Source organism: Arthrobacter sp. zg-Y895 (genome assembly GCF_020731025.1).
GTDB lineage: Bacteria > Actinomycetota > Actinomycetes > Actinomycetales > Micrococcaceae > Arthrobacter_B.
This window is the reverse complement of record NZ_JAJFZY010000006.1, coordinates 39,821-57,736: the sequence shown is the minus strand read 5'-3', so window position 1 is coordinate 57,736 and position 17,916 is coordinate 39,821. Positions and strand designations below refer to the sequence as shown.

Sequence of the window (17,916 nt, the reverse complement as noted above, 5' to 3'; positions counted from 1 at the left end):
TATGCTGCGGAACCAGCCGCAGATCCAGTCGGCCGCAGTTCGTTCGAACCACGGCCGACTGGGTCCCGGACTGTTTACCCCTCGGCCTAATTCACCGGGGCCAGTGTCGGTTCATCCGTCTGCCGGTCCGCCCGCCGGTGCCGCAGGTGCTGGACGCCGCTGACAACCAGTGCCACAACCAGCACCAGGTAGAGGGTGATGGTGATGGGGCTGCCCACCAGAATGCCCAGGTCCCCCTCGGATACGGCCAAGGCCCGCCGCAGTTCAGTCTCGGCCATCGGACCGAGGATGACGGCGATCAGCACCGGAGCCAGCGGAATGCTGTAGCGGCGCATCATGAAGCCGACCAGGCCGATTGCGATGAGCAGCCACAAGTCGATCAGCGACGAGCTCACCGCATAGACACCCAGCACCGAGAACACCGTGATCCCGGCGTAGAGGTAGTGCCGGGGAATACTCAGCAGCTTGGCCCAGACGCTGGCGAACGGGAGGTTGATGATCAGGAGCATCACCAGGCCGATGAACAGCGAGGCCAGCAGCGCCCAGACCAGGTCTCCGCTGCGCTCGAACAGCAGCGGTCCCGGCTGCATGCCGTATTGCTGGAAGGCGGCGAGCATGATTGCCGCCGTGGCCGACGTCGGCAGGCCCAGCGCCAGCAGCGCACCCATGGCGGTTCCTGCCGTGGCATTCGATGCCGCTTCCGGTGCGGCCAGTCCCTTGATGGAACCGGTGGTGCCGAACTCGGGATCTCCGCGGCGCTTGGCCAGCTGCTTTTCCGTGCCGTAGGCCAGGAACGTCGGCACCTCTGCGCCGCCGGCCGGAATCAGGCCGAAAGGGGCTCCGAATGCGGTGCCGCGCAGCCAGGCTGGAAGGGCCTTGCGGAAGTCCCGGAAGTTGATCCGGGCGTTGCCGCCTGCCTGGATCCGGGTGGCCACCGGGTCGCGGTGTATCCGTGAGGCCACATGGAACACTTCGCCCAGTGCCAGCAGTCCCACCGTGATCACGATGATGGAGATGCCGTCGAACAGCTGCGGCAGGCCGAGGGTGAAGCGGGCGGTGCCGCTCGGCCCGTCGATGCCGACCAGCGCGAGGGCCAGGCCGATGCACAGCGCGGCCACCCCGCGGATTACGGATTCGGAGACAACTGCCGAGATGGCCAGGAAGGCAAAGACCGCCAGGGCAAAGTACTCTGCCGGGCCGAATACGGTGGCGAGGCGCACCAGCGTTGGTGCGAAGAACACCACCAGCGTCGTGGCAATCAGTCCGCCGATGAAGGCACCGATGGCTGCGGTGGCCAGGGCCTTGGCGGCGTGGCCGTTCTTAGCCATGCGGTGGCCCTCGAAGGTGGAGGCAATGGCCGAGGAGTTGCCCGGGGTGTTGAGCAGGATGCCGGCCGTGGAGTCACCGAACAACCCGCCGAAGTAGATGCCGGCGAACATGATGAAAGCGGCAGTGGGTTCCAGCGAGAAGGTGACCGGAAGAAGCAGCGCCACCGCCATGGCGGAGCCGAGTCCGGGCAGCACGCCCACGGCCGTGCCCAGTACCGCACCGATCAGGACCCAGAGCAGGTTAACCGGAGTCAGGGCGTGTGCGAATCCTTCAAAAAGCAGTCCGAGCTGATCCATCAGAACATCCCTCCCAGGAAGCCGGAGGGCAGGTTGAGGCCGAGGCCGGCGCCGAAGGCCAGCTGGACAATGGAGGAGAACAGCAGGGATACGCCAACATCAAAGCCGGGACGTTTGCTGCCCATGGCGTAGCAGACCACCCAGAACAGGAACGCGGCGCTGATGATCCAGCCCAGGATGTTGAGCGCGGCGGTGAAGACCACCACGCCGCCCACCACCAGGCTCACGGTCCGCCAGTCCGAGTAGGTTTTCCACGTGGGTGAGGCCGCGGCGTCGGGGTGCGGGGTGGAGAACTCGTGCTCGCCCGAAAGGTCGTCGAGCATGGCGCCGGAGAAGTTGCCGCGGCCGGGGTGGATGCGGGTATCCGGGATGTTGGGACGCCGGATGACGGAGATCGCCAGCGCCGTGGCCACCACGTAGAGGGCGATGCAGACCAGCACCGGGAAGAACTGCGGTCCCGGTACTGCGCTGCCCTGCACATTCATGGAGACAGTGCCGACGGTGAGGAAAACGGCGAGGGCGTAGAGAACCGCCACCACGATCAGTTCGCTGCGCCCTTCGAGGGCGGGGCGCCGCGGCGGCGCCGTCCGCTGCAGCGGAGCCGGCTTGTCCTGGGCAAGACTCATAGTCCGAGCTCCTTAACAATTGATTGGGCCGTGGAGACTTCTTCTTCGATAAAGGCTTCGAATTCTTCCCCTGTGGCGAAGCTGTCCGTCCAGCTGTTGCGTTCCAAGGTGTCCTTCCAATCATCGGATTCGCGCATTTCCGTGACGATGGAAATGAACTCCGCCTTCGCCTCTTCCGAAATACCCGGAGCTGCAACGACGCCGCGCCAGTTGGACATGGACACATCCACCCCCTGCTCCACAAAGGTGGGCACGTCCACCCCGTCGAGGCGTTCCGCGGAGGAGATGGCCAGCGCACGCAGGGTGCCGGACTCTATCTGGTCTGCCACCTCGTTGTACCCGGACATGCCGACGGCCGTTGTGTGGGAAAGCAGGGAGGTCAGCGCCTCGCCGCCGCCGGAGTAGGCCACGTAGTTCACCGTGCTCGGATCCATGCCGATCTTCTGTGCGAGCAGCCCGCTGAGCAGATGGTCGATGGAGCCGAGAGAGCCGCCGCCGATCGAATTGGCTCCCGGGTCCGCCTTCCACGCCGTCAGGAAATCGTCGAGTGTCTGGAACTCGGAGTCCGCCGGAACCACAAGCGCCGCGTAATCGTCAGCGAGGCGGGCAATCGGCACGACGTCGGCCATCGACTCCGGGTTGTCCGCCAGTTCGATGGCTCCCACCATGACGCCGCCGGTGACCAGGAGTGCGTCCTCCCGTCCGGGAGTCTGGACGAACTGGCTGAGGCCGATGGTGCCGCCGGCTCCGGGGACGTTGACTACCTGCGGGTTATTCACCACCCCGTTGCTGCGCAGGGCCTGCTGGGCTTCCCGGGCGAACCCGTCCCAGCCGCCGCCGGGGGCGGCCGGCGCGATGAGCGTGAGTTTGCTGCGGGCCGTGGCGGTCCCGCCGGACGCAGCTGCATTGAAGAACGCCAGAAGGGTGACCACGGCGACCACGAGGGCAAACGCTCCCGTACGGAGAGATTTTTTCATGTTTCCCGTTCCATTACTTCGTTGTGGTGGAGACGTTTGTACACACTCAAATACATATACCGGAAGTGACGTAGCTCACCACAATAAGCCCCGTCATCGCGAAGTCACAATACGAATTAGGGTCCGGTTATTTGACGAAGTGCTGAAGTCTCGTAGACTCGTGGCCATTCCACGGAGCACTGTATACACTCGTATACACCGAATCACAGGAGCATAAAGATGGCAGAGAAACCCGGTCCCGTCCGCACTGATGTCGTAGTAGTGGGCGGCGGCAATGCCGGCTTTACCGCCGCCCACGCCGCAGCTGAAAGGGGCCGTTCGGTCATCCTGCTGGAAAAGGGAACTCAGGAGCTTTCCGGCGGCAACAGCTTCTACACGGCCGGCGCCACCCGGATTGTCCACGGCGGGCTGGAGGACCTGGCCGGGCTGGTCGAACCCGATGACCGGCATGCCTCCACCGTGGTTCCGCCGTACACGGCGGAGAACTACGCCTCAGATCTGGCCAAGGTCACCGAAGGACGCAATGATCCCGGGCTCACCGAGGTGCTTATTGCCGAAAGCCAGTCCACGCTGCGTTGGCTGAACAGCCTGGGCTTGAAGTACCGGCTGATGTACGAGCGCCAGGCCTACCAGCGGCCCGATGGAAGCTACCTGTTCTGGGGCGGGCTGCATGTCGGCAATGTGGGCGGCGGCGAGGGCATGATGGCGGACCACACCCGCGTGGCCCTGGAGCACGGCATCGACATCCGCTACGGCAGCCCGGCGACCCGGCTGGTGCTCGACGGCGGCCGGGTCACCGGCGTCGTTGTTTCCGGTCCCGAGGGCGAATACGAGATCTCGGCCGAATCGGTGATCCTCACCGCCGGCGGTTTCGAATCCAGTCCCGAACTGCGCCGGGAACACCTCGGCGAGGGGTGGGAAAACGCCAAGGTGCGCGGCACTCCCTGCAACACCGGAGACATGATTCTCGCGGCCTTGGAAGCGGGTGCTGCACGCGGCGGCGACTGGAACACCTGCCACAGCGTGCAGTGGGATGCCTTCACCGAAAACAATGAGAGCAACCGCGAGCTGACCAACCGCCTTACGCGGCAGAGCTATCCGTTGGGCATCATCGTCAACCGTGACGGCGAGCGCTTCCTGGATGAGGGTGCAGATTTCCGCAACTACACCTATGCCAAATACGGACGGGAAATCCTCCGCCAGCCGGGCTCGGTCGCCTGGCAGATTTTCGACGCCACGCTGCGGCCCATGCTGCGGACCGAGGAATACGACATGCCCGGCGTCTCCGTGGAAACCGCGGACAGCATTGCCGAACTCGCGGCGAAAATCGGCATCGACCCCGAGGCCCTGGAGAAGACCGTCACCGCGTTCAACGCCTCGGTGGATCGCGGCGTCGACTTTGACCCCAACATCCTGGACGGCCGTTCCGCCCAGACAGAGCCGGTGAAGAGCAACTGGGCGGTTCCCCTGGAAACCGGCCCGTTCTATGCCTACGGCGTCACCTGCGGCATCACGTTTACTTTCGGCGGGGTCAAGGGCGATACGCACGGCCGCGTGCTCGACGTGGACGGCAACCATATACCGGGGCTATACGCGGCCGGCGAGATGCTGGGCGGGCTGTTCAGCGTTAACTATCCCGGCGGTTCCGGCTTGGCGGCAGGCTGCGTCTTCGGCCGCAGGGCAGGCTCCCTGGCCTGAGCTCCCGTATTGTGGGGACCGACAATTCGGCAGTTTTCCGCATCATTTCCTAGGACACTAAGTGGCGCAAGCAGCATCAGCACGCATGGACGGCGAGTCGATCTTCGCAACTCTGCGCAGTGAGATCCTCTCCGGCGTGCACCGGCCCGGCACGGCGATGCGGGAAGTAAACCTGGCCGAACGATTCGGCGTCTCCCGGACACCCATCCGGGAGGCGCTCTCCCGCCTGCTCCAGGAACGGCTGCTCGAACGAGCTGCCCGCGGCCTGCAGGTGACCCGGATTGAACCTGCCCAGGTCATCCAGATCTACGACATGCGCATCCTGCTCGAGGAAGAAGCAGCCGGACAGGCGGCACGGGCCCGCCAATTCACGGACCTGATGCGGTTGGAAGCCTTGCTGGAGCGGGACCGCCGGCTTACGGATCCCGACGATGCAACCCGGATAACCACCAACCTGGAATTCCATGCCGCGGTCTGGGAGTGCGCCCACAATCCCGTGCTGACCGACCTGCTGGAACGGCTCAGCACACACCTGGTCCATGCGCCGCAGTCCACACTGTCCGTGGACTCGCGCTGGGACGTTGCTCTCGACGAGCACGCCGCGTTGATCCGCGCCATCGACAGCCAGGACGTGGAGGCCGCCCGCCGCATCGCCCGCGATCACATGGAAACCGCGCGGCAGATCCGGCTGAAGCTCCTGCGCGAGGGTGCGCTTCGGCAGCCGCTGCCGCCGTTCACCCGCTAGCCGGCCCAACCATCAGTAGGTCAGCGGTTCGGTGATCCAGTCGATGTCGTCCCACGGATCCAGCCGCTGCAGGATGTCGAAGCTCGTGCGGCAGAAGTCCACCACTGCCTGCTGCGGATCGTCATAGGAGAAGGCGTCCTTGAGCGTGAGGATGAATTCGCTGGACTTAGTGAGGAATTCTGCCTTTGCCGGAGCCAGCATGGTGCCGTAGCTGCCGATGTTGGAGAGGAAGGGATAGGGCATCACGTAAAACGCGGGTTCCGTGGAGGACGGGTCGCCGGGCCAAAACCCGAACTCGCAGAACCGCTCATCAAAGCAGTTCACGGCAATCACTCCGTTTCCGGGGTACGGCTCCGACTGTCCGCTGAAGATTGTTCCGGAAAGGTCCATGGTGCCGAACCAGTACGACGGCGCGAAGACCTTTCCGCGCACCGGGCCGAGAAACTGTCCAAGGCTTCGATGCGCGAAGTGCAGGTTGTCCAGGAAAACCTCCACCGCCTGCTTGTCATAGGTGGAGTGCTTGGTGTCGGCGTCGAAAGGCACCGGATCGTAGAATTCCTGGGGGTCGGTGTTGATGGCTGTGGGCGCCCCGATGAATTCCAGCGCCCCCATCAGCTGACGGTAGAAGTCCGCCACGCTGAGGCCGTCGCTGAGTTCGATCCGGGTGCGGATGTGATTGGTGTTCTGCACGTCCACATGATGCTGGTGCAGGTTGAAGTAGATCTCGAAGTTCGTATCGGGTCCCGGCATGATGCCGGTTCCGATGCCCTGGACGGTGAGGGGCATCCGCACGTGGCCCCATTCCGGTTCGGGGTAGCTGCGCTCCAGTTTCACCTTGCCCGCCACCTGCAGGTAGAGGTGCAGGGTATCGGCGGTGGCCTGCCAGTCCGGGTAATTCAGGAAGTTCTGGTCCATGGGAAGCGCCTTCGGTCGGGGGCTCAGTGGCGGGGGCTCGGTGGCGGGGGCTCGGTGGCGGACAGCGAACGTGCTGCTCCCAGTCTGGAACCCGCCCCGGAGCCGGTCAACGGCACCTTCTGGCACAATTCGGTTCGTTACTGCAATCAGTCGGGACTCGGGGGGGGATTCATGCGGCTGCACCATGTACAGGTTTCAATACCCACAGGCGGGGAGGACCAGGCCCGCCGGTTTTACGGTGAGGCACTGGGACTGACTGAGGTGGGCAAGCCGCCGTCGCTCGCCGGCCGGGGAGGCTGCTGGTTCCGGGCGTTCGACGGCGACGCCGTCGTCGCGGAGATTCATCTGGGAGTGGACTCCCCCTTTGTTCCTGCCAGGAAGGCGCACCCTGCCCTGCTGCTGGATTCTGCGAATGCACTGGAGGAACTGGGGGCCAGGCTCTCGCTGCATGGCTTCGAGGTCTCCTGGACTGACCGGTACACCTTCGAGGGTTACGAGCGGTTCCATTGCAGGGACCCCTTCGGGAACCGGGTGGAAATCCTTTCACCGCCTGCGGGCTGAGCCCGCCGGGTGCAGGGTCGCCGGGTCGCCGGGTGGTCCGACAGGCTCAGCGCGGGCCTGTCTGGTCTAACGCGAAAGTGCGCGCACGGACCAAAGGCACGCGCAGCTTGTTGACCGCGCCAGCCATGGCCTCGGTGCCGACGTCCGCAAAGGAGCCCATCCCTCCATACAGGCGCAGGCAGTCAGCGGCTCTCTCCCGCAGGTCGGAAACCTCAGTAATGCCGGCAAACATGTGCTCAATCCGGTTTGCCACCCCACTCCGCCACTCGTCGCCGTCCACTCTCGCTGCGGCTCGGACGGCAGAAGCGGCCGAGAGGATTTCATCGCGGACGTCTTCAACACTTTGCGGCATAGCTGGGCGGCTCTCTCTCCGGTGTATCGGTCCCGCTGACCTTAGCGATGATCAGGTGGGCCGTCGAACCTGGGTGCTGAGATATCGGTGCCGAGGCATTGGGGGCTCCCCCGGCGGCACCTTCCGGAGCCAGGTTCCCGGGCTAGGTAGTGCTGCAGAAAAGACAGGTATTTTTGATTTCCGGGGAGGCCATTTAGGGGCTGGTTTGGGCCCGGAAATGTCAGTGCCGGATGAAATCCTGAGGTATGGATCAGCTCGGGAATACCGAACCGACAAACGAAGTGCCAGGCACTAAAGACCAGCAGCCGGAGGGGCACGCTGGCGAAGCGGATGCGCCCTGCTCCCCGGTCAGTTTGTCTGTATATAGGGCGGAACTTGCGGCCGGAGCGTCTGCCGGGGTCGCTGGCGAGCGTACCTTCGGCTCCGCGGGTTCCGGTGCCGATCCTGTTGAGGCCTACCCGGACGGTTTCACCGGAATCCTTGCATTGCAGAACCTTGAATCGTTCGACGAGCACATGGTCGGAGAGGCTCTCCGCCGGATGGCGCACCTGCTCGCGTGGACGCAGGCGCTGGAGGCTCGTCTGGTGCACCGGATGGAGCAAATCTTCCGGGACAACTTCTTCGACCCGTCGGAGCGGGATAAATCCGGGATCGCTTTCAGCCTCGCAGCGGCCGAATGCGCCGCCATCCTGAATGTTCCGCAGGTGACCGGCCAGCGGCTGCTGAGCGAGGCCGGGCAGCTGTGCGGCACCCATACCGCGACCTTGGCCGGGCTGGAAGAGGGCCGCTTCTCGTACCAGCATGCGCAGGTGGTCCTGGAACAGTGCCAGAACGTTCCCGCGGAGAAACTCCCCGGGTTCGAAGCGGACCTGCTGAAGGCTGCGGAGGGTCAGACGCGGACGCAGTTCTCAGCTAAGGCCCGGCGGCTGCGCGAAAAGACATTCCCGGAAACCATAAGCAAACGGCACCTGACTGCTTTCGAGCAGCGCAAAGTCACCCTGGACCGGGAAGAGGACGGCATGTCCTGCCTGTCGGCCTATCTGCGTGCTGCGGAAGCGCAGCAGATCTATACCGCTCTCAGCACTGCGGCGCGGGGTGAGCAGGCGGGAGGGGATTTCCGGACCACGGATCAGCTGCGTGCGGATATTCTGGCCCAGCTGCTCATGGGCGGCAGCAGGGGTATCTTCACCGCGCCCGGAACCCCGGATGTGGCCGGAACCCGAGACGCGACAGAAGTCCGACGCGGCACCGGGCGCATCGGTAATGACACTGACACTGACACTGACACTGATGCAGCCACCCAAGACGAGGAACGAACCGGCTTGGGTGACGTCCCGGAGGGGACTGCCCTGCGCCCAACCGGCCCGGACGAGGGGATTGTCCCGCGGGCGGAGATCATGGTCCTGATCAGCGCGGAAACCCTTTTCGGGGCCGACGACGAACCCGCAGAGCTGCACGGTTACGGTCCCATCAGCGCCGAAGAAGCCCGGAGACTGGCTAGGAATGCTGCAGGTTTGACCGGACTAACCCAGGACCCACAAACCGGGGAAATTTTAGGGGTCGGGAGACGCCGAAAGGTCCCGGCCGGGCTAAAACGCTGGCTTCGCGCACGGGACGGAACGTGCAGGTTCCCCGGCTGCCGGGTCAGTACCGCCAATGCGGACATTGACCACACCGTCGACTGGGCACGTGGCGGTCCCACAGACCACGGAAATCTGGAGCACCTGTGCCGCCGGCATCACCGGTTCAAGACCCTCGGGTTCTGGAAGGCCTGTCAGCCAACACCCGGGGTGATCGAGTGGACTTCACCTACCGGCCGGGTTTATCGGACCGAGCCGTTTCTCGATTTGGTTTCTCAGCAGCCGACGGACCCGCGGACGGATCCTAAGCAGCCGCCACCCGGTCTGAGGAAGGATCATGCGCAGACAGACCATGAACATAGCGCCTACCAGGCTGCGCCGCCGTTTTGAGCGGAATGGAAAGCGGGGCACAAGGACCGGAAGTCCGTGTGTCGGCCCGGGCTCACGGGCTCACGGGCTCACGGGCTCACGGGCTCACGGGCTCACGGGCTCACGGGCTCACGGCGTCACAGGGTCACAGGGTCAGGGCTCACGGCTCGCGGCGTCGCGGGCTCACCGCGGACGGACTCACCGGGCTCACGCCGGCAGCAGTGGGCAACCCGGGCGCCTCGGGCCACGACCGGGAGCCCACCGTGCCTATGAACTGACGGCCGCAGGCACCCGGGCAGTGCTCTGCCGCACCACCAACGACGTGGCCAGATCCAGACGCAGGTTGTTCGGCCGCTCCCCCTCGAACAACCGGACCGCCATGCGGGCAGCTTCTTCGGCCATCTCGATCAGCGGCTGGTGCACGGTGGTCAGCGCAGGACTGGACCACTGCGCCACCTGTAGATCGTCATATCCGACAATCGACAGTTCGTCCGGGACACTGATACCCAGCTGCCGGGCGGCGTCGAGCACGCCCAGCGCCTGCAGGTCGCTGCCGGCAAAGATGGCAGTAGGCCGGTCCGGAAGCGACAGCAGCTCCAGCGCGTGATCGCGGCCGCCGTCAACGTGGAAGTTTCCGTACCTGATCAGATCCCGGTCGAGCGGCAGCGCGGCGTTGTTCAGCGCAGATCGGTAGCCGTCAATCCGCGCCAGCGAACACATCATGTCCTCCGGCCCCGTGATCGCAGCAATCCGGGTGTGCCCCAGCTCGATCAGGTGGCGGGTGGCCATCATGCCTCCGGACCAGTTTGCCGACCCCACGGACGGCACGTCCGGAGCCGGATCCCCCGCAGGATCGATGATGACAAACGGAATCGACCGCGCTTCGAGCTGCCGACGCGAGTCCTGCGCCAGGTCGGAAAAGACCAGAACGACGCCGACGGGCCGCCGGGCGATGACCCCTTCCACCCACTCGGGCGACGGCGCGTGCCGGGTTCCGCTCTCCGTCAGGACCACGCTCAGGCCCTTCTCCCGGGCAATGTTCTCCACTCCGCGGATGATCTCCAGCGCCCAGGCGCTTTCGAGTTCGTGGAACACCAGTTCCAGCAGCCGCGACTTGGCCCCGCCTTTACGGCGATAGCCGTGCTCCTCCAGCAACGCCTCGACTTTCGCCCGCGTTTTCCGCGAAACGTCTGTTCTGCCGTTGAGAACTTTCGAAACTGTCGAGAGTGAAACCTCGGCTTCGGAGGCCAGGTCTGCCAGCGTGACCGGGTGCTGCGGCAGTGATGACTGCATAGGTAGTCCTTCGGGTGTTCGAGCCAGCGCGGACAACAGTTTATCGAAAAGTGTTGCGCATCACATTACGCACATCTTATGCTGACGGCGTCTAGTAACTTTCGACCAATATACCGAAACTTTCGGAAGGTGTTCAACGATGAACAAACCCTCGTCCCGGACCCCGGTCCTGGCCACCGCCGGCATACTGGCGCTCGGCCTCACCCTGGCCGGCTGTGGAGGCGGCGACTCCGCTGCCTCGGACCGTCCCGAAAATGAGATCCATGTCCTCGTTTACGGAGACGCGAGCAACGACGTCGAATCCGCCATGGTCGAACGCTTCAATGAGACCTCCGACGTGAAGGTGGTGCTGGACACCATCCCCGGTGCCGAATACCAGCAGAAGCTGCAGACCGTCATGAGCACCGACGCAGCACCGGACATCTTCTTCAACTGGGGCGGAGGCAGCATCTCCGACTTCGTGGACGCAGACCTGCTGATGCCGCTGGATGACTTCATCGAGGAGGATCCGAAGCTGAAGGACGCCTTCCTTCCCTCGGTGTTCGACGTCGCCACGGTGGATGACACCCCGTACGGAGTGCCGATGCGCGGCACCCAGCCCGTAATGCTCTTCCACAACAAGGAAGTGCTCGCCTCGGCAGGCATCGAGGAAGCACCGCAGACCTGGGACGAACTGCTCGACGCCGTCGAGAAGCTCAAGGCTGCAGGCAAGACCCCGATCGCACTCGGCGGCGGCGACGAATGGCCCACCCAGATGTGGTTCTCCTACGTCTATGACCGCGTAGCCGGGCCGGAACTCTTCCAGTCCGCCATAGACGGCGACACCGACGTCTGGGATTCCGAAGAAAGCCGGGAATCGCTGGGCATGCTGCGTGAACTGGTGGACACCGGGGCCTTCGGCACCAACTTCCAGTCCGTGAAGTTCACCGACGGCGGCTCCCACACCCTGCTCTCCAGCGGCCAGGCAGGCTTCGAACTCATGGGCTCCTGGGAGTACTCCACCATCCAGGACGTCAACCCCGAGTTCGCAGCCAGCGGCCTGGGCTGGAGCGAATTCCCCGAGATCGAGGGCGGCAAGGGAGATCCTGCCAACCTGGTCGGCAACACCAACAACTACTACTCCGTCCTCAAGGACACCCGCTATCCCGAAGCCGCACGTGACTTCCTGAAGCTGATGTACTCGGACGAGTTCGTTCAGGAGCAGATGGCCATCGGCAACCTGCCCACCACCACCAGCACCGAACAGTTCCTGGACCAGGCCACCAACCCGGACTACGCCCGCTTCCAGTTCGGGCTTGTGCAGGATGCGCCTAACTTCCAGCTGTCCTGGGACCAGGCCTACCCGCCGGCCGCAACACCCACCATCCACAGCGCTGTTGCCGACTTCTTCGCAGGAGGCATCGACGAAGACGGCTTCATTGAAGCCATGCAGTCGTTGAAGAAATAGCCGGACCGATTGCCGAGACCATGACCACTCTGCTTCCACCTCGGCCCCCGGCCGCACCGGACAACCCCGCCAAGGGTCGTCCGGTGCGGGCCGGCCGGGCCCGGCTGAACCGTCCGGGTGTCGCCTGGACCCTGCCCGCCACCGTCTTTTTCCTGCTGTTCGCCGTTGTACCGCTGATCGCCGTCGTCGTTCTGTCCTTTATGACTTGGACGGGGCTGGGCGACCCGAAGTTTGTCGGCATGGAGAACTGGGAAACCCTTGCCGGGGATTCGGTAATGCTCAAGAGCCTGTGGCTCAGTGTGCTGTTCATTGTGCTTGGTGTTGCCACCCAGACTCCGGTGAGCATTCTGCTGGGTGTCTGGGCAGCAGGACCACAGCGCAATCGCGCCGTGCTCAGCGCCATCTTCTTCCTCCCGCTGCTGCTCTCCTCCGCGGCCATCTCCGTACTGTGGCGGGCCCTGCTGGATCCGAACTTCGGGGTTCCGGCACAGCTCAAGTGGCTGTTCGGGGACGGCAACCTCTTCGGCAACCAGTCCACCGCCATCGGCGTGATCATCTTCGTAGGCATGTGGCAGTTCACCCCCTTCCACACGCTGATCTACCAAGGCGCTGCCAAATCCGTTCCGCCGGTGCTGTACCAGGCCGCGGAAATCGACGGCGCCGGACGGGCACGCCAGTTCTTCTCCATCACGCTGCCGCAAATGCGCAACAGCATCATCACCTCCGTGATCCTGATGGTGGTCGGCGGCCTGACCACCTTCGAGACGGTGCTGATCCTCACCGACGGCGGACCCGGAACGGACACCACCATCACCGCCTTCTACATGTATGAGGAAGCCTTCCGCCGCTACAACTTCGGCATGGGCTCCGCCATCGCCCTGGTCCTGGTGGTCGTGGCCACCGCCGTCTCGCTGATCATGGTGAAGGCCTCCGGCTACGACAAAATGCGCAGCACCATGGAGGGAGTCTGATGCGTACCCGCCCCAATTACATTGCCGGAGCTGCCGTCACCGTCTGGCTCCTGATCGTTGCCCTGCCGCTGTACGTCATGATTGCCGCCAGCGTGCAGACCCGCCCCGAATTCAGCGCGAACGGCCCGCTGTCCGTACCCACCAGCCTGACCTTCGAAAACTTCCTGATGGTTTTTGACAGCGGGTTCGGCAAGTACTTCCTGAACACCTTCATTGTCACGGCCGGCGTGGTGGGCATTGTCCTGCTGGTGGTGCCGCCGTTGTCCTACGCCATTGTGCGCAGCCAGTCCCGCTCCACCACGTTGATCTTCCGGTTCTTCCTGCTCGGGCTGGCTATTCCGGTCCAGGCAGTGATTGTGCCGATGTTCTACCTGATCAACTCGGTGGGCCTGTATGACACCCTGCTGGGCATCATCCTGCCGACCGCCGCCTTCGCGCTGCCGATCTGCACGCTGATCCTTTCCGGGACCATGCGGGACATCACGCCGGAACTCTACGAGGCGATGTCGGTAGACGGAGCGTCCACCACACGCACCTTCCTGCGCCTGGTGCTGCCGCTGTCCAAGGGCGGCCTGTCCACGATTGCGGTGTTCGCAGCACTGCAGGGCTGGAACGGGTTCCTGCTGCCGCTGATCCTGACCCAGTCGGAATCCACCAAGGTGATCACGCTTGGCCTCTTCAACTTCCAAACCCAGTACGGCATCAATGTGCCGGGCATCCTCGCCGCGGTGATGCTCTCCATGATTCCCGTCCTGCTGGTGTACCTCTTTGCGCGCCGCGCACTGGTCCAGGGCCTTATGGGCGTTGGCGGAAAGTAGACATGACAGAAACAACAGTTCAGCACCTCCCCTGGCGGGACACGTCGCTGACCGCCCGCGAGCGCGCCGCCCGGCTGGCGGAACAGATGACGCTGCAGGAAAAGGCCGCCCAGCTCTTCGGCGTCTGGGTGGGCGCCTCCAGCGAAGGCGGCCAGGTGGCACCCCACCAGCACGACATGAAGAAACCGGTGCCGCTGGAGAATCTCCTGCCGAACGGGCTGGGCCAGCTCACCCGGCCGTTCGGCACCCTGCCGGTCGACGCCGGCATGGGCGCCCTGTCCCTGATGCGCACGCAGCAGCGGATCGCCGAGTCCAACCGGTTCGGCATCCCGGCCATGGCGCATGAGGAATGCCTGGCCGGGTTCGCGGCCTGGGGCGCAACGGCGTACCCGGTGCCGCTGTCCTGGGGCGCCACGTTCAACCCGGAACTGATCGGCCGGATCGGTGCGGCCATCGGCACCGACATGCGCTCGGTCGGCGTGCATCAGGGCCTCGCACCAGTGCTCGACGTCGTCCGTGACGCCCGCTGGGGCCGGGTGGAAGAGACCATCGGCGAAGACCCCTATCTGGTGGGCAGCATCGCTTCGGCCTACATCCGCGGGCTCGAAGGCGCGGGCGTGGTGGCCACGTTGAAGCACTTTGTCGGCTACTCGGCATCCAAGGCCGGCCGCAATCTGGCCCCGGTCTCCGTCGGTGCGCGCGAACGCGCGGACGTACTGCTGGTGCCTTTCGAAATGGCAGTGCGGGAATCCGGGGCGCGCTCGGTGATGCACGCCTATACCGACGTCGACGGCGTCCCCTCCGCTGCGGACCGCTCACTCCTCACCGGGCTCCTCCGCGAGACATGGGGTTTCGACGGAACGGTGGTGGCCGACTACTTCGGGATCGGCTTCCTCAAGGAACTGCATCGCGTGGCCGGTTCGCTCGGCGAGGCAGCTGCGGCTGCGCTGACCGCCGGCGTGGACGTGGAACTGCCCACCGTGGATGCGTTCGGCGAACACCTCATCGAAGAGGTGCAGTCCGGGCGGCTGGACGAATCCGTGATCGACACCGCGCTGCTGCGGGTCCTGACGCAGAAGGTCGAACTCGGGCTGCTGGATCCGGACTGGTCGCCGGTGCCCTCAGCCCTGGCCGGTATGGACCTTACGGACTCGTCCGGTGTGCTGGGCTCGGTGGATCTGGACCGGCCGGAGAACCGGTCCCTGGCGGCCGAGGTCGCCGAGCAAGCACTGATCCTCACCGCCAACAACGGAATCCTGCCGCTGGCAGCGCCGGGCCGCATCGCCGTCGTCGGACCCAATGCTGACAACCCGATGGCGTTCCTCGGCTGCTACTCCTTCCCCGCCCACGTGGGTGTGCAGCACCCGGAGGTGGCAGCGGGAATCGAGCTGCCCACCGTGGCGGCATCGCTGCGCGGCGAATTCCCCGACAGCGCGATGACCGTGACCGCAGGCTGCAGCGTGGACGGACCTGAGACAGACGGATTTGCCGACGCGTTGTCCGCCGCCCGGGAGGCCGACGTCGTCGTGGCCGTGCTGGGTGACCGGTCCGGGCTGTTCGGCCGCGGCACCAGCGGCGAGGGCTGCGATACCGAGTCGCTGGTCCTGCCCGGAGTGCAGCAGCAGCTGCTCAATGAACTGCTGGACACCGGCAAACCCGTGGTGCTGGTGCTGCTGACCGGACGCCCCTATGCCCTGGGCCGCGCCGCTTCGGAAGCCGCCGCCATTGTGCACGCGTTTTTCCCCGGCGAAGAGGGCGGTCCGGCAATCGCCGGTGTGCTGAGCGGCAGGGTGAATCCCAGCGGCCGGCTGCCGGTCAGCGTTCCGGCGTCCCCCGGTGCGCAGCCGTCCACCTATCTGGCTGCTCCGCTCGCGCAGATGAGCGATGTGTCCAGCATCGACCCGACTCCTGCCTTCGCGTTCGGCCACGGGCTGGGCTACAGCAGCTTCGAGTGGTCGAACGTCGCCCTGGACGGTCCGGCGGAGTTCGGGGTCGACGGCGAAACGTCCGTTTCCGTGACCGTAGCCAACACCGGCGAGCGCGACGGCGTCGAGATCGTCCAGCTCTACCTGCACGATCCGGTGGCCTCGGTAGTGCGCCCGGTACAGCGGCTGGCCGGCTTTGCCCGGGTCCCGCTGCGCTCCGGAGAAGCGGCGAAGGTGCGGTTCACGGTTCCGGCCGACGCCGCGTCCTTCACCGGGCGGGACGGGCAGCGCATTGTGGAGCCCGGGGACCTGGAGCTGCGGCTCGGGGCGTCGAGCGCCGATATCCGCGGTACGGCCGGTGTTAGCCTGACCGGAACCGTGCGGGTAGTGGACCACACCCGGCGGCTGCACTGCCCGGCGGACGTGGCACCGCTGGGCTGAGTTCCTTTTCCTTCAACCCGGGAGACAGCATGTACTCCGACCTGCCCGCCGACCAGCTGGCCGCCTATCGAGGCAGCACCCGTACCCCGGAGGACCTGGACCGGTTCTGGGCGGACACCCTGGACGAGGCACGGCAGCACCCGCTGGCGGTGGAGGCCACCCCCTACCCCAGCGGGCTGCGGACCGTGGAGCTCTACGATGTGGTGTTTCCGGGCTTCGGCGGTGAACCCATCCGGGCCTGGCTGCGGCTGCCGGCCCGGAGCATCGGCGGCGACGGTCCGATGCCCGGCGTCGTGCAGTTTGTCGGTTACGGCGGCGGACGCGGGGATGCGCACGAGAATCTGTTCTGGGCCTCGGCCGGGTTCGCGCACCTGCAGATGGATACCCGCGGGCAGGGAGCCGGCTGGAGCAAGGGCACCACGCCCGACGCCGCCGGCAGCGCCGGACCGCAGGTCCCGGGCGTGATGACCCGCGGCGTGCTCGACCCGCACACCTATTACTACCGGCGGCTGTTCACCGACGCGGTCCGCGCGGTGGAGGCGATGCGCTCCCTGTCGGAGGTGTCGTCGGTGCAGGTGGATCCGGCGCGGGTGGCCGTGCTCGGACAGAGCCAGGGCGGGGCATTGGCCCTCGCGGCGTCGGCGCTCTGCCCGGACGTGGCCGCCGTCGTCGCGTTCGTTCCTTTCCTGTCCGATCTCCCGCGGGCCGTGACCGTCACCGATTCTTATCCGTACCGCGAGATCCGGGACTACCTTGCGGTCCAGCGTGGGCAGGCGGAGACGGTGATGGAGACACTGGCCTATTTCGACGCCGTGAACCTGGTTCCGCGCTCAACCGCCCCTGCACTGTTCTCGGTGGCGCTGATGGACACCATCACTCCCCCGTCCACGGTCTACGCCGCGTACAACAGCTACGCCGGTCCGAAGGAACTGACGGTGTGGCCGTTCAACGGGCACGAAGCCGGGGCCATCGAGGACGACGTCGCCGCGCTGGCGTTCCTGCAGAAGCAGCTGGCGGGTTAGTTCGGGTTCTCGGCGGTGAACAGTTCGCAGACGGTGTTGTAGTACCGGTCCGTGCTGCTCTGGTGCTGCAACCCGATCTTCCCGCAGACCCGCATCGATGCCGTGTTGGCAGGGTTAGTGACGGCCACAACCTGCGGCAGGCCCGCCGCGAACGCGTGTGCCAGCACAGCGGCACCGGCCTCCGACGCGTACCCCTTGCCCCAGCTGTCGGGATGGAAGTGCCAGCCGATCTCGATGTCGCCCGAAGGCTTCCGCTCCGGGCCCGACGCCGGGATGGGCTTCAGCAGCAGCGTTCCGGTTAGGTTCCCGGTGTCCTGGTCCTGCACCGTCTTCTCCTGCACCGCCCAGATGCCGCAGGTTCCGTCATCCCTGCGGGACCACGCCTCAATGAGGGTGAGCGCCTCGGCCCGGTCCCGCATCAACTTAGGGTTGGCGCCCAGAAAGCGCTGCACCTCCATGCGGGAGTACAGGTCCAGAACGAAGTCCGCGTCTTCGGAAGTGTAAGGGCGCAGGGTCAGCCGGGGCGTTTCCAGGGTCAGCATCCGGGAAGT

16 protein-coding genes are annotated in these 17,916 nt (G+C 65.3%); 9 read left to right on the top strand and 7 right to left on the bottom strand.

Annotated features, from left to right (window positions below; all coding sequences use genetic code 11):
* Window positions 1-86 precede the first annotated feature (86 nt).
* Genes LJ760_RS12305 through LJ760_RS12295 form a run of 3 tightly spaced genes read right to left on the bottom strand, consistent with a single transcriptional unit; the run spans window position 87 to window position 3,228 of the window.
* Window positions 87-1,625: a tripartite tricarboxylate transporter permease gene (locus LJ760_RS12305; protein ID WP_227923419.1), complete on the bottom strand. Its 1,539-nt coding sequence runs from the start codon at window positions 1,623-1,625 to the stop codon at window positions 87-89.
* Complete coding sequence (locus tag LJ760_RS12300; protein ID WP_227923417.1) at window positions 1,625-2,251, bottom strand: tripartite tricarboxylate transporter TctB family protein; 627 nt, start codon at window positions 2,249-2,251, stop codon at window positions 1,625-1,627. Before LJ760_RS12300 ends, LJ760_RS12305 begins: the two co-directional genes overlap by 1 nt.
* On the bottom strand, window positions 2,248-3,228 hold the full coding sequence (locus LJ760_RS12295) for a Bug family tripartite tricarboxylate transporter substrate binding protein (RefSeq protein ID WP_227923408.1): 981 nt from the start codon (window positions 3,226-3,228) through the stop codon (window positions 2,248-2,250). Before LJ760_RS12295 ends, LJ760_RS12300 begins: the two co-directional genes overlap by 4 nt.
* A 219-nt stretch (window positions 3,229-3,447) precedes the next feature.
* Here LJ760_RS12295 and tcuA point away from each other — a divergent pair, with 219 nt between their 5' ends.
* Window positions 3,448-4,926 (top strand): FAD-dependent tricarballylate dehydrogenase TcuA, encoded by a 1,479-nt coding sequence (gene tcuA / locus LJ760_RS12290; RefSeq protein WP_227923406.1) that lies wholly within the window; start codon window positions 3,448-3,450, stop codon window positions 4,924-4,926.
* A gap of 61 nt (window positions 4,927-4,987) precedes the next feature.
* Window positions 4,988-5,671 (top strand): GntR family transcriptional regulator, encoded by a 684-nt coding sequence (locus LJ760_RS12285; RefSeq protein ID WP_227923405.1) that lies wholly within the window; start codon window positions 4,988-4,990, stop codon window positions 5,669-5,671.
* 12 nt (window positions 5,672-5,683) lie between these two features.
* Here LJ760_RS12285 and LJ760_RS12280 read toward each other — a convergent pair whose 3' ends face one another.
* The gene (locus LJ760_RS12280) at window positions 5,684-6,586 is read right to left on the bottom strand and encodes a DUF5996 family protein (protein WP_227923402.1); all 903 of its coding nucleotides are present in this window, start codon (window positions 6,584-6,586) and stop codon (window positions 5,684-5,686) included.
* Window positions 6,587-6,757: 171 nt separating this feature from the next.
* Here LJ760_RS12280 and LJ760_RS12275 point away from each other — a divergent pair, with 171 nt between their 5' ends.
* Window positions 6,758-7,147: a VOC family protein gene (locus tag LJ760_RS12275; protein WP_227923401.1), complete on the top strand. Its 390-nt coding sequence runs from the start codon at window positions 6,758-6,760 to the stop codon at window positions 7,145-7,147.
* 46 nt (window positions 7,148-7,193) lie between these two features.
* Here LJ760_RS12275 and LJ760_RS12270 read toward each other — a convergent pair whose 3' ends face one another.
* The gene (locus tag LJ760_RS12270; RefSeq protein WP_227923400.1) at window positions 7,194-7,499 is read right to left on the bottom strand and encodes a hypothetical protein; all 306 of its coding nucleotides are present in this window, start codon (window positions 7,497-7,499) and stop codon (window positions 7,194-7,196) included.
* Between the two features lie 485 nt (window positions 7,500-7,984).
* Here LJ760_RS12270 and LJ760_RS12265 point away from each other — a divergent pair, with 485 nt between their 5' ends.
* A complete protein-coding gene (locus tag LJ760_RS12265) occupies window positions 7,985-9,469 on the top strand; it encodes an HNH endonuclease signature motif containing protein (RefSeq protein WP_227923398.1) in 1,485 nt (494 codons plus the stop codon).
* Window positions 9,470-9,715: 246 nt separating this feature from the next.
* Here the strand turns inward: LJ760_RS12265 and LJ760_RS12260 are convergent, their stop codons facing one another.
* Complete coding sequence (locus LJ760_RS12260) at window positions 9,716-10,741, bottom strand: LacI family DNA-binding transcriptional regulator (RefSeq protein WP_227923396.1); 1,026 nt, start codon at window positions 10,739-10,741, stop codon at window positions 9,716-9,718.
* Window positions 10,742-10,880: 139 nt separating this feature from the next.
* On the opposite strand from LJ760_RS12260, the gene LJ760_RS12255 reads away from it, so the two are divergent.
* Genes LJ760_RS12255 through LJ760_RS12235 form a run of 5 tightly spaced genes read left to right on the top strand, consistent with a single transcriptional unit; the run spans window position 10,881 to window position 17,365 of the window.
* Window positions 10,881-12,188, top strand: coding sequence for an ABC transporter substrate-binding protein (locus LJ760_RS12255; protein WP_227923393.1), 1,308 nt, complete (start codon window positions 10,881-10,883; stop codon window positions 12,186-12,188).
* Window positions 12,189-12,208: 20 nt separating this feature from the next.
* Window positions 12,209-13,159: a carbohydrate ABC transporter permease gene (locus tag LJ760_RS12250; RefSeq protein WP_227923390.1), complete on the top strand. Its 951-nt coding sequence runs from the start codon at window positions 12,209-12,211 to the stop codon at window positions 13,157-13,159.
* On the top strand, window positions 13,159-13,977 hold the full coding sequence (locus LJ760_RS12245) for a carbohydrate ABC transporter permease (RefSeq protein ID WP_227923386.1): 819 nt from the start codon (window positions 13,159-13,161) through the stop codon (window positions 13,975-13,977). Before LJ760_RS12250 ends, LJ760_RS12245 begins: the two co-directional genes overlap by 1 nt.
* Before the next feature lie 2 nt (window positions 13,978-13,979).
* A complete protein-coding gene (locus tag LJ760_RS12240; RefSeq protein ID WP_227923384.1) occupies window positions 13,980-16,343 on the top strand; it encodes a glycoside hydrolase family 3 N-terminal domain-containing protein in 2,364 nt (787 codons plus the stop codon).
* Between the two features lie 29 nt (window positions 16,344-16,372).
* Complete coding sequence (locus tag LJ760_RS12235; RefSeq protein WP_227923382.1) at window positions 16,373-17,365, top strand: acetylxylan esterase; 993 nt, start codon at window positions 16,373-16,375, stop codon at window positions 17,363-17,365.
* Here LJ760_RS12235 and LJ760_RS12230 read toward each other — a convergent pair.
* Window positions 17,362-17,907, bottom strand: a complete 546-nt coding sequence (locus LJ760_RS12230) for a GNAT family N-acetyltransferase (RefSeq protein ID WP_227923380.1) — start codon at window positions 17,905-17,907, stop codon at window positions 17,362-17,364. The genes LJ760_RS12235 and LJ760_RS12230 overlap by 4 nt on opposite strands.
* Window positions 17,908-17,916: the final 9 nt, after the last annotated feature.